At 70.3% G+C, this 26,567-nt stretch carries 24 protein-coding genes; 18 read left to right on the plus strand and 6 right to left on the minus strand.

Annotated elements, in window-relative coordinates:
* Positions 1-5 precede the first annotated feature (5 nt).
* The 9 genes from KCH48_RS16620 (at position 6) to KCH48_RS16660 (ending at position 8,640) form a co-directional block, all read left to right on the plus strand.
* Positions 6-1,007 carry an FKBP-type peptidyl-prolyl cis-trans isomerase gene (locus KCH48_RS16620; RefSeq protein ID WP_210574870.1) on the plus strand — a complete coding sequence of 334 codons (1,002 nt, stop codon included), beginning with the start codon at positions 6-8 and terminating at the stop codon, positions 1,005-1,007.
* A 61-nt stretch (positions 1,008-1,068) separates the two neighbouring features.
* Positions 1,069-1,440: an FKBP-type peptidyl-prolyl cis-trans isomerase gene (locus KCH48_RS16625; protein WP_030053355.1), complete on the plus strand. Its 372-nt coding sequence runs from the start codon at positions 1,069-1,071 to the stop codon at positions 1,438-1,440.
* 129 nt (positions 1,441-1,569) lie between these two features.
* Complete coding sequence (locus KCH48_RS16630; protein ID WP_210574872.1) at positions 1,570-2,523, plus strand: YafY family protein; 954 nt, start codon at positions 1,570-1,572, stop codon at positions 2,521-2,523.
* Positions 2,524-2,541: 18 nt separating this feature from the next.
* A complete protein-coding gene (locus KCH48_RS16635) occupies positions 2,542-3,582 on the plus strand; it encodes a YafY family protein (RefSeq protein WP_210574874.1) in 1,041 nt (346 codons plus the stop codon).
* Between the two features lie 52 nt (positions 3,583-3,634).
* Positions 3,635-3,925: a hypothetical protein gene (locus KCH48_RS16640; protein ID WP_210574876.1), complete on the plus strand. Its 291-nt coding sequence runs from the start codon at positions 3,635-3,637 to the stop codon at positions 3,923-3,925.
* A gap of 10 nt (positions 3,926-3,935) precedes the next feature.
* On the plus strand, positions 3,936-4,130 hold the full coding sequence (locus tag KCH48_RS16645) for a hypothetical protein (RefSeq protein WP_210574877.1): 195 nt from the start codon (positions 3,936-3,938) through the stop codon (positions 4,128-4,130).
* Positions 4,131-4,392: 262 nt separating this feature from the next.
* Positions 4,393-4,683, plus strand: coding sequence for a Sec-independent protein translocase subunit TatA (tatA, locus tag KCH48_RS16650; RefSeq protein ID WP_210574879.1), 291 nt, complete (start codon positions 4,393-4,395; stop codon positions 4,681-4,683).
* 47 nt (positions 4,684-4,730) lie between these two features.
* A complete protein-coding gene (gene tatC / locus KCH48_RS16655; RefSeq protein WP_210574881.1) occupies positions 4,731-5,681 on the plus strand; it encodes a twin-arginine translocase subunit TatC in 951 nt (316 codons plus the stop codon).
* Positions 5,682-5,787: 106 nt separating this feature from the next.
* Positions 5,788-8,640: an RNA helicase gene (locus tag KCH48_RS16660; protein WP_210574882.1), complete on the plus strand. Its 2,853-nt coding sequence runs from the start codon at positions 5,788-5,790 to the stop codon at positions 8,638-8,640.
* A gap of 101 nt (positions 8,641-8,741) precedes the next feature.
* Here KCH48_RS16660 and atzF read toward each other — a convergent pair whose 3' ends face one another.
* The 4 genes from atzF to KCH48_RS16680 are packed head-to-tail and all read right to left on the minus strand — an operon-like array spanning position 8,742 to position 15,333.
* Complete coding sequence (gene atzF, locus KCH48_RS16665) at positions 8,742-10,382, minus strand: allophanate hydrolase (RefSeq protein ID WP_210574883.1); 1,641 nt, start codon at positions 10,380-10,382, stop codon at positions 8,742-8,744.
* A 12-nt stretch (positions 10,383-10,394) separates the two neighbouring features.
* The gene (locus KCH48_RS16670) at positions 10,395-13,907 is read right to left on the minus strand and encodes a 5-oxoprolinase/urea amidolyase family protein (protein ID WP_210574884.1); all 3,513 of its coding nucleotides are present in this window, start codon (positions 13,905-13,907) and stop codon (positions 10,395-10,397) included.
* A complete protein-coding gene (locus KCH48_RS16675) occupies positions 13,904-14,500 on the minus strand; it encodes an urea amidolyase associated protein UAAP2 (RefSeq protein ID WP_210574885.1) in 597 nt (198 codons plus the stop codon). Before KCH48_RS16675 ends, KCH48_RS16670 begins: the two co-directional genes overlap by 4 nt.
* A complete protein-coding gene (locus tag KCH48_RS16680; RefSeq protein WP_210574887.1) occupies positions 14,497-15,333 on the minus strand; it encodes an urea amidolyase associated protein UAAP1 in 837 nt (278 codons plus the stop codon). The genes KCH48_RS16675 and KCH48_RS16680 overlap by 4 nt, the downstream gene beginning before the upstream one ends.
* Before the next feature lie 148 nt (positions 15,334-15,481).
* Here KCH48_RS16680 and KCH48_RS16685 point away from each other — a divergent pair, with 148 nt between their 5' ends.
* The 6 genes from KCH48_RS16685 to KCH48_RS16710 all read left to right on the plus strand — a co-directional run bounded on the left by KCH48_RS16685 (position 15,482) and on the right by KCH48_RS16710 (position 20,989).
* The gene (locus tag KCH48_RS16685; protein ID WP_210574888.1) at positions 15,482-16,108 is read left to right on the plus strand and encodes a TetR/AcrR family transcriptional regulator; all 627 of its coding nucleotides are present in this window, start codon (positions 15,482-15,484) and stop codon (positions 16,106-16,108) included.
* 314 nt (positions 16,109-16,422) lie between these two features.
* The gene (locus KCH48_RS16690) at positions 16,423-18,033 is read left to right on the plus strand and encodes an ATP-binding protein (RefSeq protein WP_210574889.1); all 1,611 of its coding nucleotides are present in this window, start codon (positions 16,423-16,425) and stop codon (positions 18,031-18,033) included.
* Entirely contained in the window at positions 18,030-18,437 is a 408-nt protein-coding gene (locus KCH48_RS16695; protein ID WP_210574890.1) for a roadblock/LC7 domain-containing protein, read from the plus strand. Before KCH48_RS16690 ends, KCH48_RS16695 begins: the two co-directional genes overlap by 4 nt.
* On the plus strand, positions 18,434-18,850 hold the full coding sequence (locus KCH48_RS16700; RefSeq protein ID WP_210574891.1) for a DUF742 domain-containing protein: 417 nt from the start codon (positions 18,434-18,436) through the stop codon (positions 18,848-18,850). The genes KCH48_RS16695 and KCH48_RS16700 overlap by 4 nt, the downstream gene beginning before the upstream one ends.
* On the plus strand, positions 18,831-19,451 hold the full coding sequence (locus KCH48_RS16705) for an ATP/GTP-binding protein (protein WP_210574892.1): 621 nt from the start codon (positions 18,831-18,833) through the stop codon (positions 19,449-19,451). Before KCH48_RS16700 ends, KCH48_RS16705 begins: the two co-directional genes overlap by 20 nt.
* 53 nt (positions 19,452-19,504) lie before the next feature.
* On the plus strand, positions 19,505-20,989 hold the full coding sequence (locus KCH48_RS16710) for a cytochrome P450 (RefSeq protein ID WP_210574893.1): 1,485 nt from the start codon (positions 19,505-19,507) through the stop codon (positions 20,987-20,989).
* A gap of 128 nt (positions 20,990-21,117) precedes the next feature.
* Here KCH48_RS16710 and KCH48_RS16715 read toward each other — a convergent pair whose 3' ends face one another.
* Both KCH48_RS16715 and KCH48_RS16720 read right to left on the minus strand, forming a co-directional pair.
* Positions 21,118-22,068 carry an RluA family pseudouridine synthase gene (locus tag KCH48_RS16715; RefSeq protein ID WP_210574895.1) on the minus strand — a complete coding sequence of 317 codons (951 nt, stop codon included), beginning with the start codon at positions 22,066-22,068 and terminating at the stop codon, positions 21,118-21,120.
* Between the two features lie 4 nt (positions 22,069-22,072).
* Positions 22,073-23,611: an amino acid permease gene (locus tag KCH48_RS16720; protein ID WP_210574896.1), complete on the minus strand. Its 1,539-nt coding sequence runs from the start codon at positions 23,609-23,611 to the stop codon at positions 22,073-22,075.
* A gap of 218 nt (positions 23,612-23,829) precedes the next feature.
* On the opposite strand from KCH48_RS16720, the gene KCH48_RS16725 reads away from it, so the two are divergent.
* From KCH48_RS16725 to KCH48_RS16735, 3 genes are all read left to right on the plus strand, one after another.
* Positions 23,830-24,450, plus strand: coding sequence for a PadR family transcriptional regulator (locus tag KCH48_RS16725; protein ID WP_210574898.1), 621 nt, complete (start codon positions 23,830-23,832; stop codon positions 24,448-24,450).
* A gap of 221 nt (positions 24,451-24,671) precedes the next feature.
* Positions 24,672-25,688: an ATP-binding cassette domain-containing protein gene (locus KCH48_RS16730; protein ID WP_210574900.1), complete on the plus strand. Its 1,017-nt coding sequence runs from the start codon at positions 24,672-24,674 to the stop codon at positions 25,686-25,688.
* The gene (locus KCH48_RS16735; RefSeq protein WP_210574901.1) at positions 25,685-26,461 is read left to right on the plus strand and encodes an ABC transporter permease; all 777 of its coding nucleotides are present in this window, start codon (positions 25,685-25,687) and stop codon (positions 26,459-26,461) included. Before KCH48_RS16730 ends, KCH48_RS16735 begins: the two co-directional genes overlap by 4 nt.
* The last annotated feature ends 106 nt before the right edge of the window (positions 26,462-26,567 follow it).

Raw genomic sequence — 26,567 nt, forward strand, 5'->3', positions numbered from 1 at the left:
CCACCGTGCGCCGACGCTCACTGCTCATCGCTGTTCCCGCTGGACTGGTCACGCTCGCCGGATGCGGCGACGACGACTCGGCCGACTCGGCCCAGGCCTCCGACAGCGCGTCGCCCTCGGCCTCGGCATCCTCGGCGCCGCCACCGAAGCTCGTCGACGGCCCGCTGCCGGCGATCACGGCGGGCACGAAGTTCGAACAGAAGCCGACTGTCGCCAAGGGCAGCGGGGACCCGTCGAAGGATCTCGCGGTGAAGACGCTCATCGCGGGCAGCGGCCAGACCGTCGCGGAGAACGACTACGTCCAGGCCCACTACCTGGGTCAGATCTGGGACACGGCGAAGGTCTTCGACAACTCCTACGACCGCAAGACCCCGCTGATCATCCAGCTCGCCCCGGGCAGCATCATCGACGGCTGGCGGTATGCGCTGGCCGGCAAGAAGGCCGGGAGCCGCGTCCAGATGGCGGTTCCCCCGACGTGGGGGTACGGCACGCAGGGCAACCCGCAGGGGGGCATCAAGGGCACGGACACGCTGGTGTTCGTCGTCGATGTGCAGGACACGTTCAACGGCAAGAGCTCCGCCAAGGGCAGCACGGTCGCGCAGGACAACATCGACCTGCCCAAGGTGAGCGCCAACACCGACGGCAAGGCGCCCTCCATCGAGATGCCCAAGTCCGATGCGCCGAAGAAGCTGGTGGCGAACTACGTCCTCGAGGGCGATGGCGCCGAGGTCGCCGCCCAGGACACCGTGCTGGTGCAGTACAAGGGCGTGGTGTGGGACGGCGGCAAGGAGTTCGACTCGACGTACAGCCGCAAGTCGCTCACGTCGTTCTCGCTGCAGCAGGTCGTCCCGGGGTGGGCGCAGGGTCTGACGGGCAAGAAGGTCGGCAGCCGGGTACTGATCGTCATTCCGCCGGACCTGGGGTACGGCGACAAGCCGCCGGCCGGCAGCGGTATCGAGAAGGACTCCACGCTGGTCTTCTCGGTCGACATCCTGGCGAAGATGTGACGTCACCGAGATGTAAGACTGTGACCGTTCGCCTTTCCGCAGACAAGCAGGAGCTAGAGACGTGAGCATCGACAAGCCCGAGATCGACTTCCCGGGCGGCGAGCCCCCGGCGGACCTGGAGATCAAGGACATCTGGGAGGGCGACGGCGCGGTGGCGCAGGCGGGTCAGACCGTCACGGTCCACTACGTGGGTGTCGCCTTCAGCACCGGCGAGGAGTTCGACGCCAGCTGGAACCGTGGCACGCCCTTCCGTTTCCCGCTGGGCGGCGGCCGGGTCATCAAGGGCTGGGACCAGGGCGTGCAGGGCATGAAGGTCGGCGGCCGGCGTCAGCTGACCATCCCGGCCCACCTCGCCTACGGCAATCAGAGCCCCACCCCGGCGATCAAGCCCGGTGAGACGCTGATCTTCGTGGTCGACCTCCTCGGGGTCTGATCGACGTACGACCACACCCGATCACCTGGGGTCCATGCCTGCGCGGGCATGGGCCCTCGGCTTTTGCCGCGCCACCACTGAGCGGTACGGTCGTCGTTCGTAAGCACCATAGGGAGGCGAAGGGCGTCGATGGCCATTGCCAAGGCCGAGCGGCTGATGAACCTGGCGCTGTGTCTGCTGGGGACGCGGCGGCCGCTCAGCAAGCGCGAGCTGCGTGAGTCCATCGAGGCCTATCTGGAAGCCGGGTCGGACGACTCCTTCAACCGGATGTTCGAGCGCGACAAGGACGATCTGCGCGAACTCGGCCTGGTCATCGAGACGGTGGAGAATCTCGACGGTGAGGTCGGCTATCTGGCCCGCCGCGACAGCAACCGCCTCCCGCCCGTCACCCTCGACGCCGAGGAGGCCGCCGCCCTGGGGCTGGCCGCCAAGGTGTGGCAGCAGGCGCGGCTCGCGGGCGCGGCCAGCGGCGCGCTGCAGAAGCTGCGCGCGGCCGGGCTGCTCGAGGACATGGACCCGTACGAGGCGCACGGCGCGCTGGAGCCGCGGATTCCGGTGCACGAGGCGGCGTTCGAGCCGTTGATGCTGGCCTGCCGCGACCGCCGGCCGGTCGCTTTCGACTACCGCAAGGCCACCGCCGCCCATCCCGAACCCCGGCATGTGGAGCCGTGGGCGCTGGAGTGCTGGCGCGGCCACTGGTACCTGGCGGGCTGGGACCGTGACCGCGGTGCCGAGCGGGTGTTCCGGCTGTCCCGCATCACCGGCCGGGTGCGCACCCGCAGCGGCCGGTTCACCGTGGAGGTCCCCGATGTCGTCACCGTCCGGGAGACCGTCGCGAGCTGGGCGGGGGAGACCGCCGACCGCAGTGCGCTGATCCGGCTGCGTACGGACGCGGGGTACCCGTTGCGGGCGAAGGCCACGTCGGTGCGGGAACTGGGCGACGGCTGGGACGAGTTGGAGATCCCGTACGGGCACGGTCTGGACGCCTGGCTGGTGGAGTTCGGGCCGGACGTGGTGGTCCTGGAGCCGGCCGAGCTGCGCGCCGACGTGGTGGACCGGCTGCGTGCCGTGGCCAAGGGCTGAGGGGGAGCGAGAAAGACAGTGGCCGGCAAACCGATCAGGCCTGTGAACGCCATCGACCAGACTCGCCGGATGCTCTCCCTGGTGACGTACCTGAGGGAGCGCCCCGGCGCCCGGCTCGAGGACGTCGCCCGCGCTTTCGGGATCACCGAGGACGAGCTGGTCTCCGACCTCGATGTGCTGCCCATGTGCGGCACCAGCTTCCGCGGCGGCGATCTGCTCGACATCGACACCGACGGCGAGCGGATCTGGTGGCACAACCCCGCCGCCCTCGGGGCGGAGACGGCGGATCCGCTCAGGCTCGCCGCCGACGAGGCGACCGCGCTGCTGGTGGCGGCCCGTGCCGTTGCCACGCTGCCCGGTCTGCGGGAGAGCGACCGGCAGGCGCTGCTGCGGGCCACCGCCAAGGTGGAGGCCGCGGCCGGTGAGGCGGCCGGCGCCAGCGCCCGGCTGTCGGTGACCTTCGAATCGGAGGGCGGCGTCTTCGCGGACGTCGACCGGGCGATCTCCGAGCGCCGCCGTCTGTGGATCCGCTACTACTCGCCCGCCCGGGACGAGGTCACCGAGCGCGAGATCGACCCCATCCGCCTGGTCAGCGTGGGCCACACCTATGTGGAGGCCTGGTGCCGCCGCTCCGAGGCACGCCGCACCTTCCGTCTCGACCGGGTCGCCGAGATCAAGATCCTGGACGAGCCGTCTGCGCCCCCCGAGGTGGAGCTGCGAGACCTGTCGGAGGGTCTGGTGCAGCCCGCCGCCGAGGACCCGGAGGTCGTCGTCGAGGTCGGCCCGGGCGGGCGCTGGGTCGCCGAGTACTACCCGCACGACAGCGCGGATGAGCTTCCCGACGGCGGGCTGCGTATCACTCTGCGCACCCCCGACCCGGCGTCGCTGCGCCGCCTGGCGCTCCGGCTCGGGCGCGACGGCCGGATCGTGTCACCGCGCGAGCTGGCCGACAGCGCCCGGCACGCGGCCCGTGAGGCGCTGGCGGCGTACGACGGCATCGAGGCGCAGGCTCCCGGGGAGCACGGGGTGCGAGGCGGGCGGGACGACGGGCCGGAGTGAGCCGCACCGGGCGTGCCGGAGGCGAACGACCAGGAGAAGAGGAGCAGGGGCTTTGAGCGAGTCCGCGTCCGGGGTGCAGGGAATGTCGGTGGCGTCGGCGTTCGCCGGCATGAGAAGCGTGACTCCCGTGGTGTTCAGGGCGGGCTGCCCGGACTGCCGGGGCCGCTTCGAACTCACCGCGAACGCCCTGCGCCTGGCCATCGGCGCGAGCAGCCGCACCACCTTCTACTCCTTCACCTGCCCCGACTGCGGCGCGTCCGTGCGCAAGCCGGCGGGGGAGCGCATCGTCGAGCTGCTCACCGGTGGCGGGGTCAGCACACTGCGGCTGCACTCGACCCTCTAGGCTCGGCGTCATGTTCTGGCCGATGTTCGCCGTCGCTGTGGGTTTTGCCTCTCTCGCCGTCCTCGGCGTGCTCGCGGTGCGGGTCTTCCTGGAGGCACAGCGCCTGGGCAGGCAGGTTTCGGACTCGGCGGCTCGTATCAACCGGGCCGCGGAGGAGCTGGAGCGTGCGTCTTTGAGCGCGGCGCGCACTGTGGACTCGCTGTAAGTCCGGCTGAGGATGCCCTGTGAGTCCTGCGTCTGATGCGCTTTGGGCTGCTTCGCCCTGTCACCCTGGTGGCTCCGGCAGGTACGCTGCTGGTCGCGGCCCGGAAAACGAGGCTCGGGTCGCGGACCGGGAGTACGCACAGGGATTGCCACCCGTTTACCCCTGAGCGTTACGATCGCTGTCAAGCACGATCGATCGGATGAGTGTTCGACCGATCGGACAGCACCCCACCCCAGCCGCCTCGGTGAGAAGGTAAAGACTTATGTTCGGAAGGCTCGGAGCCCCCGAGATCATTCTCATCCTCGTCGTCATCATCCTGCTGTTCGGCGCGAAGAAGCTTCCGGACATGGCGCGCTCGCTCGGCAAGTCCGCGCGCATCCTCAAGAGCGAGGCCAAGGCGATGAAGACGGAGGGCCAGGACAACGCCTCCGCTCCCGCGGCCCCGCCGCAGACCGACGAGCAGCCCCCCGCTCAGCGCACCATCCAGGCCGCCCCCGGCGACGTGACCAGCTCACGGCCGGTCACCGAGCCGACGGACACGTCCAAGCGCTGACGCAGGGCCGGTGACCACCGGCCCGCTGCACGAGATGGGAATGTGGGTTGCTGAAGTCTGCCCGCAAGCAGGAGAGGGATCCCGAGGGGCGGATGCCCCTCGCGGAGCACCTTCGCGAGCTTCGCAACCGGCTCGCGAAGGCGCTGTTGGCCATCGTCGCCATCACGGTCGTCGCCGCCTTCTTCTACAACGACATCATCAACATCCTCACCAAGCCGATCCTCGACTCGGTCGGCTGTGGCAAGACGTTCGAGCAACTGGCGAACACGTCCAAGTCCACCGAGCCGTGCGCGCAGATCACCATCAACGGTCTGCTCACTCCCTTCACGCTCGCGCTGAAGGTGTCGTTGATGGCCGGTGTCGTTCTGGCCTCGCCGGTCTGGCTGTTCCAGCTGTGGGCCTTCGTCGCGCCCGGTCTGCACCGGCACGAGAAGAAGTACGCCTACGCGTTCGTCGGCATGGGCGCTCCGCTCTTCCTCTTCGGCGCCTACTTCGCCTACTCGGTGCTGCCCACCACGGCGGAGGTGCTGCTCCAGTTCAGCCCGGAGAACACCGACAACCTCCTGCCGCTGGACGACCTGCTCGATCTGGTCACCCGCATGGTGATCGTCTTCGGCCTCTCCTTCGAGCTGCCCCTGCTGCTGATCTTCCTCAACCTGACCGGGGCGATCACCGGCAAGCGCATGCTCGGCTGGTGGCGAGCGATGATCATGGGCATCACGGTCTTCGCGGCGGTCGCGACGCCCAGCACCGACCCGCTGACGATGCTCGCGCTCGCCGGACCGATCTGGATCCTGTACTTCGCCGCGACCGCCTTCTCGTTGATCAACGACAAGCGCCGGCGTCGCCGCGATGCCCTGGGCCCCGCCGACGACGAGGCCTCCGACCTGGACCTCACCCCCGAGGACATCGGCGAGGTCGAGACGGTCTCCGCCAACCGCGCGCTGCCGGAGCAGGCGGGCACGGACCGGGTCAACGGATACGACGACGTGACGTAGCCGCCTCCACGAACAGAACACACAGGGCGCCCCCATCACTACGCGTGGTGGGGGCGCCCCGCGTTCGCGGCAGGCCCCGAGGGCAGGGACTGCGCAGATCCGGATATTGATCGTCCTGTTGTCAGTGGGGCCCGGTACGCTCGAAAGCACGATGACAGAGGACCTCTCACCGGCCGAGCGGTATGCGGCGGCGCGTAAGCGCGCTGTCGAGCAGGCCACCGCGCTCGCCTCCTTCCGCGAGATGTACGACTTCGGCCTCGACCCCTTCCAGATCGAGGCCTGCGAGGCGCTCGAATCGGGGAAGGGCGTGCTGGTGGCCGCGCCCACCGGCTCCGGCAAGACGATCGTGGGCGAGTTCGCCGTCCACCTCGCCCTGATGCAGGGCAAGAAGTGCTTCTACACCACCCCCATCAAGGCGCTGTCGAACCAGAAGTACGCCGACCTGTGCCGCCGTTACGGCACGGGCATGGTCGGTCTCCTCACCGGTGACAACAGCGTCAACTCCGACGCCCCAGTGGTCGTGATGACCACCGAGGTGCTGCGGAACATGCTGTACGCCGGATCGCAGACCCTCCTCGGACTCGGCTATGTGGTCATGGACGAGGTGCACTACCTCTCCGACCGGTTCCGGGGCGCCGTATGGGAAGAGGTGATCATTCACCTCCCCGAGTCGGTGACCCTGGTGTCGCTGTCGGCGACTGTGTCGAACGCCGAGGAGTTCGGCGACTGGCTCGACACGGTCCGCGGTGACACCGAGGTGATCGTCTCCGAGCACCGGCCCGTGCCGCTGTTCCAGCATGTCCTCGCCGGACGCCGGATGTACGACCTGTTCGAGGAGGGCGAGGGCCACAAGAAGGCCGTCAACCCGGACCTCACCCGGCTCGCGCGCATGGAGGCGACCAGACCGTCGTACCAGGACCGCAGACGCGGGCGGGCCATGCGGGAGGCCGATCGGGAGCGGGAGCGCAGATCCAGGTCGCGGGTGTGGACACCCGGACGGCCCGAGGTTATCGAGCGGCTCGAGGCCGAGGGGCTGCTGCCCGCCATCACCTTCATCTTCAGCCGCGCCGCCTGCGAGTCCGCCGTTCAGCAGTGCCTGTACGCCGGGCTGCGGCTCAATGACGACGAGGCACGGGAGCGGGTCCGCTCCCTGGTCGAGGAGCGCACGGCCTCGATTCCCACCGAAGACCTGCATGTGCTCGGGTACTACGAGTGGCTGGAGGGACTGGAGCGCGGGATCGCGGCCCACCACGCGGGCATGCTGCCGACGTTCAAGGAGGTCGTCGAGGAGCTGTTCGTCCGCGGCCTCGTCAAGGCCGTGTTCGCCACCGAGACGCTGGCACTGGGCATCAACATGCCCGCCCGGTCCGTGGTGCTGGAGAAGCTCGTCAAGTGGAACGGCGAGCAGCATGCCGACATCACCCCCGGTGAGTACACCCAGTTGACCGGTCGTGCCGGGCGCCGCGGCATCGATGTCGAAGGACATGCCGTGGTGCTGTGGCAGCGCGGGATGAGCCCGGAGCACCTGGCGGGACTGGCCGGTACGCGCACGTATCCGCTGCGGTCCAGCTTCAAGCCGTCGTACAACATGGCCGTCAACCTCGTCGAGCAGTTCGGGCGGCACCGTTCGCGGGAGCTGCTGGAGACGTCCTTCGCGCAGTTCCAGGCCGACAAGTCGGTCGTGGGGATCTCGCGGCAGGTGCAGCGCAACGAGGAGGGGCTCGCGGGCTACAAGGAGTCCATGACCTGCCACCTCGGGGACTTCGAGGAGTATGCGCGGCTGCGGCGTGAGCTCAAGGACCGGGAGACCGAACTGGCCAAGCAGGGCGCGGCGGAGCGGCGTGCCGAGGCCGCCGTCGCGCTGGAGAAGCTCAAGCCGGGTGACGTCATCCATGTGCCGACCGGCAAGTACGCGGGGCTGGCACTGGTGCTGGATCCGGGACTGCCGGCCGGGCGGTCCAACGGCCACCGCGGCTTCGAGCACCACGACGGGCCGCGCCCGCTGGTCCTGACCGCCGAGCGGCAGGTCAAGCGGCTGGCGTCGATGGACTTCCCGGTGCCCGTCGAGGCGTTGGAGCGGATGCGGATCCCGAAGTCCTTCAATCCGCGCTCACCGCAGTCGCGTCGCGACCTCGCCTCCGCGCTGCGGACCAAGGCCGGGCACATCCCCCCGGAGCGGCATCGCAAGAAGCGGTCGCAGGCCGCCGACGACCGGGAGATCGCCCGGCTGCGGACGGCGATCCGGGCGCATCCGTGCCATGGGTGCAACGACCGTGAGGATCACGCGCGTTGGGCCGAGCGGTATCACCGGCTGATGAGGGACACCTCGCAGCTGGAGCGGCGCATCGAGGGCCGCACCAACACGATCGCCCGTACGTTCGACCGGATCGTCGCGTTGCTGACCGAGCTGGACTATCTGCGCGGTGACGAGGTCACCGAGCACGGCAAACGGCTCGCCCGGCTGTACGGCGAGCTGGATCTGCTCTCGAGTGAATGCCTGCGTGAGGGGGTGTGGGAGGGGCTCGGTCCCGCCGAACTCGCCGCCTGTGTCTCGGCGTTGGTGTACGAGGCGCGGGTCGGGGACGATGCGATGGCGCCCAAGCTGCCGTCCGGGAAGGCGAAGGCCGCGCTCGGTGAGATGGTGCGGATCTGGGGGCGGCTGGACGCGCTGGAGGAGGAGTTCCGGATCACCCAGTCCGAGGGTGTCGGGCAGCGTGAGCCGGATCTCGGGTTTGCTTGGGCCGCGTACATGTGGGCGTCCGGGAAGGGCCTCGATGAGGTGCTGCGTGAGGCGGAGATGCCGGCGGGGGACTTTGTGCGGTGGTGCAAGCAGGTGATCGATGTGCTGGGGCAGATCTCTGCGGCGTCTGCGGCGGAGGGGTCGACCGTGGCGAAGAATGCGCGTAAGGCGGTTGATGGGTTGCTGCGGGGGGTTGTGGCTTATTCGTCGGTCGGGTAGCGGGGGTGCGCCGTAGGGGTTGCCTTGGTTTGCCGGGTGCGGGTCGTCTGTGGCTTGTCGCGCAGTTCCCCGCGCCCCTGTCGGGGCGCTGCCGAACCGCCCTACGTGCTGAGATACGCGCGCCAGCCGCCGTACGACGTGATGTCCGCCGCCCCGTCCAGTGCTCCCGGTTCGCACAGGAAACCGGGGACGTGGGTGCCGTCGGCCAGTTCGACGGTGCCGAGGGTCATCGGGCGGGGGAGTGTGGCCAGCAGGCGGCCCAGGCCTTCGGCCGGGAGGCGCCATACCTCGGCCTCGATGGCGGCGCCGGTTTCGCCGGCGTGGACGAGGCCCGGCTTGGGTGGGGTGGTGGCGAGTGCGTGCAGGCGGTAGACGGGGGCGGTGGTGGTCGTACGGTCCAAACGGGCGCCCAGCGCGAGGAGTTGCGGGTTGAGGGGTTGGCCCGACAGATGGGCGCCGACGACCGCGAGCCTGGTCTCCGGCTGCAGCAGCCCGGCGATCCGGGTCAGCCGCTCGTCGGTGAACGCCGGGCCGATCAGCATCACGCCGAAGGGGAGGCCGTTCACCTCGCCCGCCGGGACGGCCACCGCCGCCAGGTCGAACAGGTTGGTGGAGTTGGTGAAGCGGCCCAGGCGGGCGTTGGCGCCCAGAGGATCGGCGGCGACCTCGCCGAGGGTGGGGTGGCCGGGTGTGGTGGGCAGCAACAGGGCGTCGGCGTCGGCGAGTTCGGCTTCGGCGCGGGCGCGCAGGGCGGCGAGCCGCTCCTGGTCGGCGTAGAGCTGGTGGGCCGGGATGTCGCGGGCGCGGGTGATGATGCCGGTGACGGTGGGGTCGAGGCCGGCGCCGCCTTCGGAGAGCGACTTGTCGATAAAACTCCCCACGGCGGTGTAGCGCTCGGCCACGAAGGCACCCTCGTAGAGCATCGCGGCGGCATCCGTGAACGGGGTGAGGTCGATCGTCCGCACCTCCGCACCCGCCTCGGTGACCTGCCGTACCGCCGCCTCGTACGCCTCCGCCCAGCCCGGATCCAGCGCGCCGAGCTGCCGCGGCGAGGCGACCGCGATCCGCCAGGGGCCCGGCGGGCGTTGGGGGAGCTGCTGGTCCACCGTGACCATGTACGACATCGCCTGCTCCGCTTCCGGGAGCGTCCGCGCGAGCACAGTCACGCAGTCGAGCGAGGCACAGGCCGGGACGACCCCCTCCGTCGGGACCAGGCCACGGGTGGGCTTGAGGCCGACGATGCCGTTGAAGGCGGCCGGCACCCGGCCCGAGCCCGCGGTGTCCGTGCCGAGTGCGAAGTCGACCAGGCCCAGCGCCACGGCGACCGCCGATCCGGAACTGGAACCGCCGCTGATCCGCGCCGGGTCGTACGCGTTGCGCACGGCGCCGTAGGGGGAGCGCGTGCCGACGAGACCCGTCGCGAACTGGTCCAGGTTCGTGGTGCCCAGCACCAGCGCACCGGCCGCACGCAGCCGGGCGACCACCGGAGCGTCCGCCTCCGGCCGGTAGGCGTACGACGGACAGCCCGCCGTGGTCGGCAGCCCCGCCACGTCGATGTTGCCCTTGGCGGCGAACAGCCGCCCCGCGAGGGGGAGCCGCTCACCGCGGGCCACGCGTTCGTCGAGCGCCGCGGCCTCCGCCTCGACCTCCTCCCGCGGCCGCAGGTCGATCCACACCTCGGGACGGTCCACGGCCTCGATACGGGCGTAGGCGGCACGGACACGGGACACGACGGTCGACATTGCTTGTGCTCCTCAGTTTGCTGCGGGCGCGAGGACGACCAGGGCCGTCCCCGCCTCCACCTGGTCCCCCGGCCCGACCAGGATCTCGGTCACCACGCCGTCGGCCGGTGCGTGGACCTTGGACTCCATCTTCATCGCCTCCAGTGCGAGCAGTGGCTGCCCGGCGGTCACCTCGTCTCCCGGCCCGACGCTCAACTGCCATACGGACGCGGCGAATTCGGCCTCTATGAGACGGCCGCCCGCAGGCACCCGCACCTCGGCCGCCGGTGCCGCGGGCGCCGTCAGGGTCTCCGCCCGCGTGAACTCGCCCGCCGCCTCCCACGCGTCCCGCTCCGCCGCGAACGCGGCACCCTGCCGGGCCCGGAACTCGGCGATGGAAGCGGCGTTCTCGGCGAGGAAAGCCTGGTACTCGGCGAGGGAGAAGGTGCCCTCCTCGATGCGGGGCACAAAGCGCCCGGACTTGATGTCGGCGCGCAGCTCCAGCAGTTCCTCGGCACCCACCGGATACCACTTGATCCGGTCGAAGAACCGCAGCAGCCACGGCGACCCCGGCTCGAACGCCCCGCGCTGCTGCCACGGCGACCACACCTGGGTCGTACGGCCAACGAACTGATAGCCGCCCGGGCCCTCCATGCCGTAGATACACAGATACGCGCCGCCGATGCCGACCGAGTTCTCGGCCGTCCAGGTGCGTGCCGGGTTGTATTTCGTCGTCACCAGCCGGTGCCGTGGGTCGAGCGGGGTCGCCACGGGTGCGCCCAGATAGACGTCTCCCAGGCCGAGTACGAGGTACTCCGCGTCGAACACCGTGCGGTACACGTCCGCCACCGAGTCGAGTCCGTTGACGCGGCGGATGAACTCGATGTTCCACGGACACCAGGGCGCGTCGTCGCGCACGCCCGCCATATAGCGGGCGATGGCCTCGCGCGTCGCCGGATCGTCCCAGGAGAGGGGGAGGTGGACGGTGCGGGAGGGGACGACGAGTTCGTCGGAGGGCGGGAGCGAGGAGACCGTTTCCCTTACGGCGGCGAGGAGTTCGTGCTGGGGGAGCCGCCGCGGGTCCGTCCGGATCTGGAGGGAGCGGATGCCCGGTGTGAGGTCCGTGATCCCGTCGAGGGATTCCTCGGCGATCGCTTCCATCAGCGCGTGGACGCGCATGCGCAGGGCGAGGTCCAGCTGCATCGGCCCGAATTCGATCAGCAGGCTGTCGTCGCCGCTCCGGTGGTAGGTCACGTCGTGGTCCCGCGCCAGCACCCCACCGTCCACGATCTCCGCCCGACTCGCCCCGTCCACATCCACCGGCACGAACCGCACCGTATCGCCCGGCCGCAGCTGCCCCAGCTTCCACCGCTCCGCGCTCAGCACCACGGCCGGGCACACGAACCCGCCGAGCGAAGGCCCGTCCGGACCCAGCAGCACCGGCATGTCGCCCGTGTAGTCGACGGAGCCGACGGAGTACGGCGTGTCATGGATGTTGGACGGATGCAGGCCCGCCTCACCGCCGTCCGTGCGGGCCCAGCGCGGCTTCGGACCGACCAGCCGCACACCCGTCCGCGCCGAATTGAAGTGCACCTTCCAGTCGGCCGCGTAGAAGTCCCGGATGTCCTGCTCGGTGAAGAACTCCGGTGCCGCATGGGGGCCTTCGACCGCGCCGACGTGCCATACGGTGCCGAAGTCGGGGCGGTCGTCGAGCGGTACGGGCGTGCCGTCCGCGCCCGTCCCCCCGTGCAGCACATCGCCCGTCCGCAGCTCCCGTCCCCCGTGCCCGCCGAACCGGCCCAGCGTGAAGGTGCTCGCGCTGCCCAGGAACCCGGGCACGTCGAGTCCGCCCGCGAAGAGTACGTACGTCCGCAGTCCGTGCTCCGTCGGCGTCCCGACCTCCAGTACGGCCCCCGCCGGCACTGTCACCGGCTCCCACTGCGCGACCGGCGCGCCGTCGACGGTCACCGGCGCGGGAGCACCCGTCACGCACACCGTCGTCGGCCGCGTGACCCTCAACGCCGGTCCCTGGAGGGTGCATTCGAGTCCGGGCGCCCCCTCGGGATTGCCCAGCGCCCGGTTGCCCAGCCGGAACGAGCGGTCGTCCATCGGCCCGCTGGGCGGCACGCCGACCTGCCAGTACCCGGTGCGGCCCGGCCAGTCCTGCACCGTGGTGAGCAGTCCGCCGGAGACGACCTCGATGCGCGGGGTCGGATCGCCCACCCGCGTGAGGGTGGCCGTCGAGTGCAGGGCCGCACCGAACTCCCGGTCCGTGAGCGCCGCCCGCACCAGCCCCAGGTTCGTCTCGATGCCGTCGATCCGCGTGCGGGCCAGCGCCGCGTCGAGCCGCCGCAGCGCGTGCTCCCGGTCCGGGCCGTACGCGACGACCTTCGCGAGCAGTGGGTCGTACGACGTCGTCACCTCCGTGCCCGTCTCCACCCAGCCGTCGACCCGGACGCCCGGCGGGAACTCGACCCGAGTCAACAGGCCCGCGCCTGGCCGGTGTTCACGGCTCGGATCCTCCGCGTACAGGCGGGCCTCGACGGCGTGACCGTGCGGCGGACCCGGGTCGCGTACGACGTCGGTCTCGCCGCGGGCCAGCCGCAGCATCCAGGCGACCAGGTCGACGCCGTAGATCTCCTCGGTGACCGGGTGTTCGACCTGGAGGCGCGTGTTGACCTCCAGGAAGCAGGCCTCCTCGCGGGCGGCGTCGTAGACGAACTCGACGGTTCCGGCGGAGCGGTAGCCGACCGAGGCGCACAAGTCACGTGCGGATGAGACGAGTTGGTCCCGCACATGATCCGGCAGCCCGGGCGCCGGCGCCTCCTCCAGCACCTTCTGGTTGCGCCGCTGGAGCGAGCAGTCCCGGTCGCCGAAGGTGACGACCTTCCCCGTGCCGTCGCCGAAGACCTGCACCTCGACATGGCGGGCGTTCTCGACGAGCCGTTCCAGGAAGACACCGGCCGAAGAGAAGGACGCGGCGGCGACGCGCTGCACTCGTTCCCAGGCCTCGGTCAGTTCATCGGCGGAGCGACAGGCCGACATGCCGATACCGCCGCCCCCGCCGGTCGCCTTGAGCATGACCGGATAGCCGATCGCCCGGGCCGCGTCCAGGGCCTCCTCGACCGAGCCAAGGAGCCCCGTGCCCGGCGCCAGCGGCACCCCCGCGGACCGCGCCGCCGCCCGTGCCGTGTGCTTCGCACCGAACAGCTCCAGCTGCTCCGGCGTCGGGCCCACGAACACGATCCCGGCGTCCTCGCAGCGCCGCGCGAAGGCCGCGTCCTCGGACAGGAAGCCGTACCCGGGATGGATCGCGCCCGCGCCGGTGTCCTTGGCGGCGTTCAGCACCAGGTCCACATCGAGGTACGACTCCTTCGCGGGCGCGGGGCCCAGCCGTACCGCCTCGTCGGCGAGCCGGACGTGCGGCGCCGAGCGGTCCGGGTCGGAGTACACGGCGATGGTGCGCAGCCCCAGTTCGCGGGCCGTGCGGATGATCCGTACGGCGATCTCGCCGCGGTTGGCGACCAGCAGCGTCTCGAAGCTCACGCGCTCTCCCCGATCGTCATCTCCACCGCCGTCGGATCGAAGCCGTTGCAAGGGTTGTTGATCTGCGGGCAGTTGGAGACGAGGACCAGCACATCGCGTTCGGCGCGAAGGGTGAGGGAGAGGCCGGGGGCCGAGATGCCGTCGACGATGCCGAGGGTGCCGTCCTTCTCGACCGGCACGTTCATGTACCAGTTGATGTTGGAGACCAGATCTCGCTTGCCCAGCCCGTACTTCGAGCCCTCCGCCAGGAAGTTGTCCACGCACGCGTGCTGCGACCAGGTGTGGTGGCCGTACCGGAGGGTGTTCGACTCCTTGGAGCAGGCGCCGCCGACCGTGTCGTGCCGGCCGACGTCGTCGGCGACCACCGTCATCAGCGGCGTGTGCTCGTTGGACATCAGCACACTGCCGGTGGTGAGGAAGAGGGCGCCCTGCGCTTGGATCGTGTCGGGCGCGCTGTAGCGGACCGACGTGTCCTGGGCGTCGTACACCAGGAAGTCGACGGCCTGGTTGCCGTGCAGGTCGGTGATGGTGAGTGTCTGGCCGGAGCGGACGACCGACGACCAGGCGGCGCGTGCGGGAACGACGGTCTTCATGCGAGCCCCCTCGCGGCGAGGAATTCGGCGGTGTTGAGGAAGGCGCGGTGGCCCTCGGGGGAGGCGTCCCACAGCGGGTCGCCGGCCTCGGTCGGCTCGCCGCGCCAGGCGAGGACCTCCAGCGGGGTGCTGACGTAGTCGTCCCGTGGGTCGACCGGATGGGGCACGTTGGCGATGAGCACGGTGACGTCCTGCTCGGCGCGCAGTGTCACACTGCCGCCGGGGCCGGCCGAGCCGGTGAAGTCCAACGCGCCGTCCTCGCGCACCTCCACGCCCTGGAAGAACGACAGCGACGGCGGCAGGTCGCGCGGTGCGAGGCCGTGCTTCGCGGCGGCCAGCTTGAACAGCTCACGTCCGGCCGGCGAGCCGGACTGCGGGGCGCCGTCGCCGTACCGCTCGATGTTGCGTACGAGGGTGGAGGTGCCGCAGAGCGCGTCGTGCCGCCCGGAGGTGTCGGCGATCAGCGAGGCGAGGACACGACCCTGGTCGGAGAGGAGCAGCAGGCCCTCGCCGAGGTAGGCGTTCCACTGGACCTTGACCGTGTCGGCGACGTTCAGCCGCTCCCACGGCCGGTCGGCGACGTACAGCAGCAGATGCGCGCAGGCGTCGCCGCGCAGATCGGTCAGCCGCAGCTCGGTGCCGCGGGCCAGCACCCGGTGCGTGTAGTTGCCGCCCGCCACCGTCTCCGCCCACACCAGCCGGCCCGCTTCCTGGGGCGGCTCGGGCCAGTCGGTGGCCGGGACGACGGGCATGGCCTCGGTGCGCGTGCCCTCCTGGGCGCGTGCGTGCGCACGGGCTCCGTACGTGGTCGCTGTTGCCTTCCCTGGTGTCATCGCGGACCTCCGGCTCCGGTGTCTTTGATTTCTGTCGCCCGACAGAAATTAGGCACGGGGCGCATCACCGGCATTGCCCGGATGCTGCCGCCCGGTTACCGATTCCTCACAGAGATCGCGACCTGCGTCAATATGCGAGGATCGACGGATGGGCACGAGCAGGGGACGACGCGTCGGCAGACCGCGGGCCGAGCGGCGGCCCGACAGCGGGCTCGAGCCGCGTGACGAACTCCTCGCCGCCGCCGCCGAGTTGTTCACCACCCGCGGCTACGCGGCCACCACGACCCGGGCCGTCGCCGAGCGCGCGGGCATGCGGCAGGCGTCCATGTACCACTACGTCTCCGGCAAGGAAGAGCTGCTCGCCGCGCTCCTGGAGTCCACGGTCACCCCGTCGCTGGCCTACGCGCGGGAACTGCTCGCCGACGACACCGCCCCGGCCGAGGACCGGCTCTGGGAGCTGTGCCGCGCCGACGTGGAGCTGCTGTGCGGCGGCCCGCACAATCTCGGCGGCCTGTACCTGCTGCCGGAGGTGCGGGCCGAGCGGTTCGCCGGTTTCCATGCCGTGCGTGCGCATCTGAAGGACGCCTACCGGCAGTTGCTCGCCGCCACGGCCGTCGGCGGCCAACTCGCCAAGAGCGAGCTCGAATTGCGGACGGATCTGCTGTTCGGGCTGATCGAGGGCGTCATCCTGGTCCACCGCTCCGAACCCGAGCGCCCTGTCTCGGTGTTCGCCGAGGCCACGGCGGACGCGGCGCTGCGGATCGCCGGGATCTGAGCGCCGCCCACGGAAGCCGATCTTCACCCGTCACGGGGAGTGTTCTTCGTACGGCCGTACGCCGTGACACAGCGTGTGCGAAAGATCTCTGAGCGTGTAAATGAGGCCGAGATTACTCCTGCCTCACGCCCCATTTCAGGTGCTTGCTGAATATGACACAGCGATGATCCGGTCGGACTAAGCTCGCCCGCAGCGCACCGAGTTGGCACATATTCGTGCGCTTGTTCCCAAACATGCAGAAGATCCCGACACCTCCAAGACGTACCCCCCGCAAGCTCCCCCGACACCCCGCCGATTCGTTTCAGAGGGCCTACATGGTGAGCGTTCACACTCCTCCCGCCTCTCCACCTCGTCGACGTGAACTGCCGTACAAGCGCCTGCTGTTGCTGCCCGCCATAGCAATGGCCGCGGCGACCGGAGCCGCCGTCGCCCTGGTGACCGGCCCGGCCCGGCCGGCCATCGGCCTGTGCGGCACCGTCGCCACACTGCTGGTGCTCGGAACGGCAGCCGAAGCAGTGCGCCGCGGCCGCATCCTGCGGGACGTGCACGCGGAGCACGCCCGTCACGGCGCGTATCTGGAACAGCGCATCGCCTCCCACGACGACGAGGTGCGCCGCCTCGCGAAGGAGATCGTGCCCGCCGCCATCTACCGGCTGCGCTGTGGCAACGCCGTCTTCGAGGTGATGCGCGACCTCGGCAAGATCGACCCGTCCTACCGCGAACTCCCCGAATCACAGCGGCTGTTGATCAAGTCGATGCTCGAGGTCGTCGACTACGAGGAATCCCTGCGCGACTCCGCCCAGCGCTCCTTCGTCGACATCGCCCGCCGCGTCCAGGCCATCGTCCACCAGCAGAACAAGGAACTGCGGGAGATGGAGGAGGACCACGGCCGCAACCCCGAGGTCTTCGACGACCTGCTGCGCATCGACCACGGCACCGCACTGATCGGCCGGCTCGCCGACTCCATCTCCGTCCTCGGCGGTGGCCGCCCCGGCCGCCAGTGGCCCGAGCCCGTGCCGCTGTACAGCGTGCTGCGCGGCGCCATGTCCCGCATCCTCGAGTACCGGCGCATCTCGCTGGACTCCATCGCCAAGGTCAACATCCGCGGCATCTCCATCGAACCGGTCATCCACGCGGCGGCCGAACTCCTCGACAACGCCACCCGCTACTCGCCGCCCCAGACCAAGGTGCACGTCAACGCCGTCGAGGTGCAGACCGGCGTCGCCATCGAGATCGAGGACGCCGGCGTCAGCCTCAGCGAGGAGTCCCGCGCCCGGGTCGAGGGCATGCTGGAACGCGCCAAGACCGCCAGCGACCTCCAGGACCTCAGCGAGAGCCCACGCCTCGGCTTCGCCGTCGTCGGCCGGCTCTGCTCGCGGTACGACATGCAGGTCTCGCTGCGTACCTCGGCCTACGGCGGAGTCCGCGCCGTCATGATCGTCCCGCGCGAGATGATCACCGACGAGATCGCCACCGCCTACGCGCACGGCATCGGCGCGGCCGGCGCGCCCAAGCCCGAACTCGGCGCGATCGAAGGGCCCAAGCGCAAGGAGAAGCGGCGCCGCCCCACCAGCCCCAAGATCCCCGCGTCGGTCTCCATGGAGGACGACGTCCCCGTGGTCACCGAGTGGACCGCCCAGGGCCTGCCGCAGCGCCGCCGCCGGGTCCAGATCCCGCTCAGCGAGCGCCTCGCCCAGCAGGCCGCCTTCGAGCGCGCCGAGGCCGCAGCCCGCGAGGCCGGCCAGCCCACCGTCTGGTCCAGGGAGCCCGAGCCCGAACCGGAAGAGAAGGACGAGCCCGCACCCGGGCAGTGGGTGGAGGCGTTCTGGAACGGCCTCAAGCGCGACCAGGACCCCACCGCACCCACCCAGCCGAACAACGAGCCGGCCCATGCCCCGGCCGACGACGAGGGAGACCTCAAGTGATCCAATCGCGCGCCAACTTCGACTGGATGCTCAAGGATCTCGCCGACGGAGTACCGGGCATCGAGATGATCGTGGTCCTCTCCGCCGACGGCCTGCGCATCGCCCGCCACGGCGGCGACCCGGACGCGGCCGACCGCGTCGCCGCCGCCTGCGCGGGCCTGCAGAGCCTGGCGAGTGCGGTCGCCCAGGAGATCCCGGACAGCGACGGCAAGATGAAGATGGTCCTCATCGAGATCAACGGCGGCTACTTCTATCTGATGGCCGCAGGACCCAACGCCTATCTCGCGGTGCTGTCCGACACGTTCGCCGAGCCCGGACTGATGAGCAACCGCATGAGCGACCTGGTCATCCGCATCGGCGCCCATCTCACCAGTCCGCCCAGGCGCAACGGGCAGACCGTATGACTCCTCCGCAACGCCGGCGGCGATTCCCCACAGCGGCAGCACCACCCCCGCCCCTGCCCCCGATGCCCAAGGGCGGCGAGGGGAAAGGGCCCAAGAAGATCGAGCGGCTGTATGTGATCTCCGGCCAGGACGGCGCCCGCGCCGACCTCGACCTGGTCACGTTGATCGTGGCGTGCGCCGACCCGCCGCTCTCCGCCACGCCCGAGCAGACGGCGCTGCTCCGGCTGTGTACCGCCCCGCTGTCCGTGGCCGAGCTCTCGGCCTACCTCAGCCTGCCGTTCAGCGTGATGACGGTGCTGGTCACCGAGATGCTGGCGGCCGACCTGGTACAGGCGCGCGCCCCGATCGCGCGGCAGTCGATCGCCGACCGGAACCTCCTCGAAGCGGTGATGCATGGACTTCAAAAGCTCTGACACGGTCCCGGGCCCACGCACCGCGGACCACCTGCCGCACACGGCCCAGGCCGCGGTGAAGATCGTGATCGTCGGCGGCTTCGGCGTCGGCAAGACGACCATGGTCGGTTCCGTCAGCGAGATCAGACCGCTGACCACCGAGGAGACCATGACGCAGGCCGGTATCGGAGTCGACGACAACTACGGCTCCGACACCAAGACGGCCACCACCGTGGCCATGGACTTCGGCCGCATCAGCATCACCGACCAACTGGTGCTGTACCTCTTCGGCACCCCCGGCCAGGAACGCTTCTGGTTCCTCTGGAACGGCCTGTTCGAAGGCGCGCTGGGCGCCGTCGTGCTCATCGACACCCGTCGGCTCGAGGTCAGCTTCGACGTCATAGGGCGTCTCGAGGAGCGCGGCGTGCCCTTCGTCGTCGCCGTCAACTCCTTCCCGGACGCGCCCCGTTACCCCATGGCGGATCTGCGTGCCGCGCTCGACCTGCCCGACGAGATCCCCATCGTGGAGTGCGACGCACGCCGCCGGGCCTCCAGCCGGGACACCCTCATGACCCTGATGCGCTTCCTGCACTCGCTCGCGATGACGGGCGCGCTCACCTGACCGTCGTATGCGCCACTCCCCAACACATCGGAACCTTTTTCGGAGCGACCCCTGTGACGCCTGAACCCCACTCCCGGACCGGCACGCACGACCCGATCACCGGCCCGCCCCCGGGCTGCCCCGCCCACGGCACCGGTCCCCGGGGACTGCACCGGCTCTACGGTCCCGAGGCGGCGGACCTGAGTGATCTTTACGAGCAACTGCGCGACGAGCACGGCACGGTGGCACCCGTGCTGCTCCACGACGACGTGCCGATGTGGATCGTCCTCGGTCACACCGAGAACCTGCACATGGTGCGTACGCCCTCACAGTTCTGCCGGGACAGCCGCATCTGGACCCCGCTCGTGGAGGGCATGATCAAGCCCGACCACCCGCTGATGCCGCACATCGCCTGGCAGCCCATCTGCGCCCACGCCGAGGGCGAGGAGCACCAGCGGCTGCGCAGCGCGGTCACCGGCGCCATGTCGACCATCGACCACCGCGGCATCCGCCGGCAGATCAACCGCTACACCCAGCGCCTGGTCAACGAGTTCTGCGAGAAGGGCAAGGCCGACCTGGTCAGCCAGTTCTCCGAGCACCTGCCGATGGCCGTGATGTGCGAAGTCCTCGGCATGGCCGAGGAGTACGACGACACGATGGTGCAGGCCGCCCGTGACGCGCTCAAGGGCACCGAGACCGCGATCGCCAGCCACGCCTACGTCATGGACGCGCTGAGCCGGCTCACCATCGCCCGCCGTGCCCAGCCGCAGGAGGACTTCGCCAGCCACCTCATCACCCACCCGGCCCGGCTGACCGACGACGAGGTCCGCGAACACCTGCGGCTCGTGCTCTTCGCCGCCTACGAGGCCACCGTCAACCTGCTGTCCAACGCGCTGCGCATGGTCATCACCGACCCGCGCTTCCTCGCCCAGCTCAACGGCGGTCAGATGACCGTGCCGGAGGCGGTCGAGCAGTCCCTGTGGGACGAGCCGCCGTTCAGCACCGTCCTCGGCTACTTCGCCAAGCACGACACGGAGTTGGGCGGCAAGCGCATCCGCAAGGGCGACGGACTGCTCTTCGCCCCCGCCCCGGGCAACGTCGACCCGCGGGTACGCCCCGACCTGTCCGCCAACATGCAGGGCAACCGCTCCCACCTCGCCTTCGGCGGCGGCCCGCACGAGTGTCCCGGCCAGGACCTCGGCCGCGCCATCGCCGACGTCGGCGTGGACGCGCTGCTGATGCGGCTGCCGGACGTCCGACTCGACTGCGAGGAGGACGAGTTGCAGTGGACGGAGTCGATCGCCTCCCGCCACCTCGTGGAACTCCCGGTCCGCTTCGAGCCCAAGCCGCAACAGGACGTGATGCAGAAGCCGAGCCACGCGCCCATTCCGCAACAGCGGGACACGTGGCAGATCGGCACGGCGCCGCCTGCGCCCGCACCGGCACCGGTCGTCCCGCCCCCCGCCCCGGAACCCCTGCCGGTGCCTCCGCTCCCCGCCGAGCCAGCCCCTCGCCCCAGCGCCTGGCGTCGCTTCTTGCGCTGGTGGCGCGGCGACTGATCGGGCGGCGTTCGGGTTTGCTCGGGCTGCGTGCGGGCTGCGGGGCGGTGGGGGCTGGTCGCGCCCACGCGGCGGAGCCGCATATCGATACAGCCCCGCGCCCCTTCGGGGCGCTGCCGAACCGTGCCTCAAGCGGAGCACCACGTGCCGTAGGAAGCCCACGCCTCCAGCACCCGCCCACTGCGAAACGCATGCTCGACCCCCGTGACCGGATCGGTGAACTCCAGTGACCGCGCCAGGAGTTGGAGCGGGCGCCGGAAGTCATCGGCCGGCACGGGGGCGGTCACCTTCGGGTAGAGCGGATCGCCCAGGATCGGCACCCCGAGCGCGCTCATGTGGACGCGAAGCTGATGCGTCTGCCCGGTGCTGGGCGTGAGCCGGTACCGCCCCAGCCCGTCCGCACGCCGGTCGAGCAGCTCGACACGGCTGACGGCGTTCACCTCGCCCTCGACCTCCCGCGCGGCCGGTACCCCGCGCTCCTTGAGGATCCGGCTGCGTACGGTCCGGGGGAGGGCGAGCCCCGCATCGTACGGCGCCACGGCCTCGTACTCCTTGTGCACCCGCCTGTCGCGGAACAGCGTCTGATACGCCCCGCGTTCCCCGGGCCGCACGGTGAACAGGACGAGCCCCGCGGTGAGCCGGTCGAGCCGGTGTGCGGCGCCCAGCGTCTCGATGCCGAGCTCCCGCCGCAGCCGGGCGAGCGCGGTCTCGGCGACATGGCTGCCGCGCGGCGTCGTCGCCAGGAAGTGCGGCTTGTCGACGACGACGATGTGCTCGTCCCGGTACACGACCTCCAGCGGGAACGGCACCCGCACCTCGTCCGGCAGCTCCCGGTGGAACCACACGAACATCCCCGGCACATAGGGCGCGTCCGGCGCCACGGCCCGACCGTCCGCCCCCACGAACAGCCCGTCACCGAACATCCCGTCGACGACCCCGGCCCCCGCCCCCGACAGCCGCTCCACCAGATGCTCCCGCACCGTGCCCCACGACTCCTCAAGCGGCAGCCGCACCCGCACCGCATCCACCCCGTCGCGCTGAGGCAACGGCGAGGACGGGATCCGCGCCTTACGTCTCACCCGGTCAAGCGTACGAGACCTCGGCCGCCGTCCGGCTCTTGTGGATCCGGTAGGCCACACCGACCACGAGGGTCACCCCGAGGAACAGCACCGTGAACCACTGGAAGTACCAGTGCCCGCCAGCCGGGTCGTACACCGCGGCCCGCGGCCACGCCAGGTTGACCGTCATGAACAGGCCGTAGAGCAGGGCGAGCGCGTTGACCGGGATGCCCCAGCGGCCGAGGGAGAACAGGGGGCGGCCCTGTTCGTCGGTGCCGCCGGACGGGAAGTCGCCGCGCAGGCGGCGGACGAGCATGGGGCCGGTGACCATGGCGTAGGCGAGGTAGAGCATCACGATGCAGGTGGTGCCGATGGCCAGGAACGCCTCCGGGGAGCCGAAGTTGAGCAGCAGCAGGGCGGCCGCGAGGACGCCGACCACCAGGGCGGGCGCCACGGGCATGCCGGTGCGTGGGTTGACCTTCGCGAGGCGACCGGCGAAGGGCAGCTGGCCGTCGCGGGCCATGGAGAACAGCATGCGGGAGGCCGACGTCTGGATGGCCAGCGTCGCGACGGTGATCGCCACCACCACGTCGGCGAGCAGGGCCCGCCCGACTCCGTCGCCGAGGCTGCTGGTGAGGACGTAGCTCAAGCCCTCGACCCCGAGGCGGCCGTCGGTGAGGCTCGGCGCGGCCAGCAGACCGCCGAGGATGATCAGGCCGCCGAGCAGGCCGGCCGAGGCGAGCGCGGTGAGGATCGTGCGGGGCGCGGTACGCCGGGGCTGGCGCGTCTCCTCGCTCATCTCGCCCGCGCTGTCGAACCCGATCATCACGTACGCCGCCGTGAACGAGCCCACCAGCAGCGCCCCCACCAGACCCGACTCGGCCGCGGTCCCGGTCTCGAAGGTGATGCCGGGGGAGCGCTCGGAGTGGGTGAACAGCAGGACGATGATGAGGACGGCGCCGATGATCTCTGCGGTGACGCCCACGCGGTTGACCAGTGAGAGCACTCGGTTGTCGAGGACGTTCACGAAGGTCGTCAGGGCCAGCAGGAGCACACCGAAGAGCGCCGCGTTGGCCGCGCCGCTCGCCGAGGTGGGTGCCGGGTCGTCGCCGATCAGCTGGAAGCCGGACCAGATGGCGGGCAGGACCACCTGCAGCGCGAGCGCCGCCGCGGCGACCACCACGATCTGCCCGATCACCATGATCCAGCCGGCGAACCAGCCGAAGGTGAGGTTCGACAGGCGCGACGACCACTGATAGATCGCGCCCGAGATCGGATAGCGCGCCGCCAGCTCCGCGAAGCAGGCGGCCACCAGCAACTGCCCGATCAGCACCGCCGGCCAGGCCCAGAAGAAGACGGGGCCGCCGAACGCGTACCCGAACGCGAAGAACTGGAAGACGGTCGTCAGTACGGAGATGAAGGAGAACCCGGCCGCGAACGAGGCGTACTCGCCCAGGCTGCGGTGCAGCTCCTGGCGGTAGCCGAACGCGGCGAGGCCGCGGTCGTCGGAGGACTCCGGGGGATCGGAACGTACGTCGGAGGGGGTTCCAGAGGGGGAGGCCACGGCGGCACCTGCCTTCGGCGGAGAAGGGGCGGAGTTCCTGTCGGGTGACAGAAATTAGGGAGTGCCTGTTTCGGGTGCGTCACGTCGGCATGTCCACGACGAGCCCACTTACTCACGCCCTTGCCTGCTGCGCAAAATCGCGATACATCGTGTGTGTTGCGCTCTGTCTCGGGTCGCGATATGTTCGGCCACGGATATTCGGAAGCGAGGTGGTCATCATGGCGAGGAAGCGTCGCAAGCTCAGCAATCCGTTGGCGCTCGCCGTGATGACGACCCTCTGGCAGAAGCCGATGCATCCGTACGAGATCGCCCAGACCCTGCGCAGCCAGGGCAAGGACGCCAGTACGAAGACCAACTACGGCTCGCTCTACACCGTCGTGCAGAACCTCGAGAAGCACGGCTTCGTCGAGGTGACCGGTGTGGAACGCCAGGGCAACCGCCCCGAGCGCACGGTCTACGGGCTCACCGATGCCGGGCGCGAGGAGATGGCCGAGTGGCTGTCCGACCTGCTCGCCATCCCGGCGAAGGAGTACCCGATCTTCGAGACGGCGCTCTCGCTGATGGCGGCACTGCCTCCCGACGAGGTGGTGCGGCTCCTGGAGATGCGACTGAGCTCGCTGGAGGTGCAGGTGGCGAGTGGCCGGGGAGCGCTCGAGAAGCTCTACGAGACGCTGCCGAGGCTGTTCCTCGTCGAGGTCGAGTACCAACTGCACTTGGTCGAGGCGCAGGCCGAGTGGGTCCGCGGCTTCCTCGACGAGCTCAGGAAGGGCTCGATGCCCGGCGCCGAAGCATGGCGGCACTACCACGAAACGGGGGAGTGGCCACCGGAGTTCACGTAAGGACGTAACAGTTCATGTAAGGACGTAACGAAAAGGACCCCGGCCGGGCTGTTGCAGCAGCCCCGCCAGGGTCACGAACCCCGAACCGACTCCGCCGTGGGGCGCAGCCGGGCCATCGAGGTGCGGCACACCCAGGATAGCCCGGCGCTCTTCACGCGGATCGGTCGTCAGTCCGCGTTCGCGGATTCCCGTACATCCGCTCAATCAGGAGAGCTGTCGTGATGAGTAGCAGCGCTACGCGCGCGCCCGCAGTGGAGGCGCGCGAACTGATCAAGACCTACCCCGGTGACGTCACCGCCCTGCGCGGCATGGACCTCACCGTCGAGCCCGGCACCGTCTTCGGCCTGCTCGGACCCAACGGTGCCGGCAAGTCCACCACCGTCAAGATCCTCACCACTCTGGCCCGCCCCGACTCGGGCACGGCCACCGTCGCCGGGCACGATGTGCTGCGCCACCCGGACCGGGTGCGCCGCGCGATCGGAGTGGTCGCCCAGAACTCCGGCGCCGACCCGGTCGCCACCGGCCGCGAGAACCTTCAACTCCAGGGCAGGCTCTACGGCTTGAAGGGCGCCGCGCTGAGCCGCCGCGTGGACGAGCTGCTGGAGCGGTTCAAGCTCGCCGACGCCGCGCGCCGCCCGGTCAAGGGCTACTCCGGCGGTATGCGACGCCGCCTCGATGTCGCCCTCGGCCTGGTGCACCGGCCCGAGGTGCTCTTCCTCGACGAGCCCACCACCGGGCTCGACCCGGAGGCCCGCACCGCGATGTGGGACGAGATCGCCCGTCTCGCCGGCGACGAGGGCCTGACCATCCTGCTCACCACCCACTACCTCGAAGAGGCCGACCGGCTGGCCGAGCGCATCGCGATCGTCGACCGCGGCCGGATCGTCGTGGAGGGCACCCCGCACTCCCTCAAGGGCGAACTCCGCGGCGACGCGGTCCACTTGGAACTGCGCGCCGAAGTCGGCGAAGCCGGTCGTACGTTGCTGAAGGGCGCCCTCGGCTCTCTGCCGGGCGTGCACGAGGTGGTGGTCGACGGGCACCGCATCAGTGCCCGCGCCGACGACGGGGCGGCGGCGATGCCCGCACTGCTGGGGGCACTGGAACGCGCCGGGGTCGGCGTCGCCGCCGCGACGGTCGCGCGTCCCTCCCTCGACGACGTCTATCTGCGGTACGCGGGCCGCCGTTACTCCGAGGCCGACAGCGCCGGCGACCTTCTCGTGGCCGGAGGTGTGCGATGAGCGCGGTGGTATCCCACACCTGGTACATGACTCAGCGTCAGCTGATGGTGTTCGCCCGCCAGCCCGCGTACGCGATCATCACGCTCATCCAGCCGGTGATCTGGCTGTTCCTGTTCGGCGGCCTCTTCAAGAAGGTCGTGGAACTGGGCGGCTTCGGCACCACCTCGTACCTCGACTACCTGGTGCCCGGCGTGGTAGTGATGAGCGCGCTCGGCTCCAACCTGTGGGCGGGCATGGGCACGCTGGAGGAGATCCAGCGCGGCACGCTCGACCGCTTCCTGACCACGCCGGTCAGCCGGGCCGCGCTGATGAACGGCAACGTCGTCAACAACGGCCTGGTCACCGCCCTGCAGTCGGTCATCATCGTGCTGCTCGGCCTGCTGGGCGGCGCCGAATACCCGGGCGGCGTCGGCGGCATCGCGGTCCTGGTCCTCGCCTCCGTGCTGCTGGGCACGGTCTTCGGGGCGCTGTCCAACGCGCTCGGCATGCTGGTGCGGGAGCGGGAGTCGATCATCGGCATCAACACGTTCCTGCTGCTGCCGCTGACCTTCCTGTCCAGCGCCTTCATGGCGCCGTCCCAGATGCCGGGCTGGATGCGGCACATCGCCGACTTCAACCCGCTCAACTGGGCGATGGTGGCGGGCCGTTCGGCCCTGTCCGACCACCCCGACTGGGGCGACGTATTCAGCCGCGGCGGCGCGCTGCTGGCCCTGGCGGTCGCGGCGGTGTGGCTGTCGATCCGGACGTTCCGGTCGTACCAGCGGTCGGTCTGAGACCACTATCAGTTATCAGTCGGTCCGAGACACCACTACCGGTCGGTCCGAGACCGCGAAAAGCGGCCCGCGCCTTCGACGCGCGGGCCGCCCTGGTCCGTGTCCG

The sequence above is a fragment of the Streptomyces sp. GESEQ-4 genome, assembly GCF_017948455.1.
Taxonomy (GTDB): domain Bacteria; phylum Actinomycetota; class Actinomycetes; order Streptomycetales; family Streptomycetaceae; genus Streptomyces.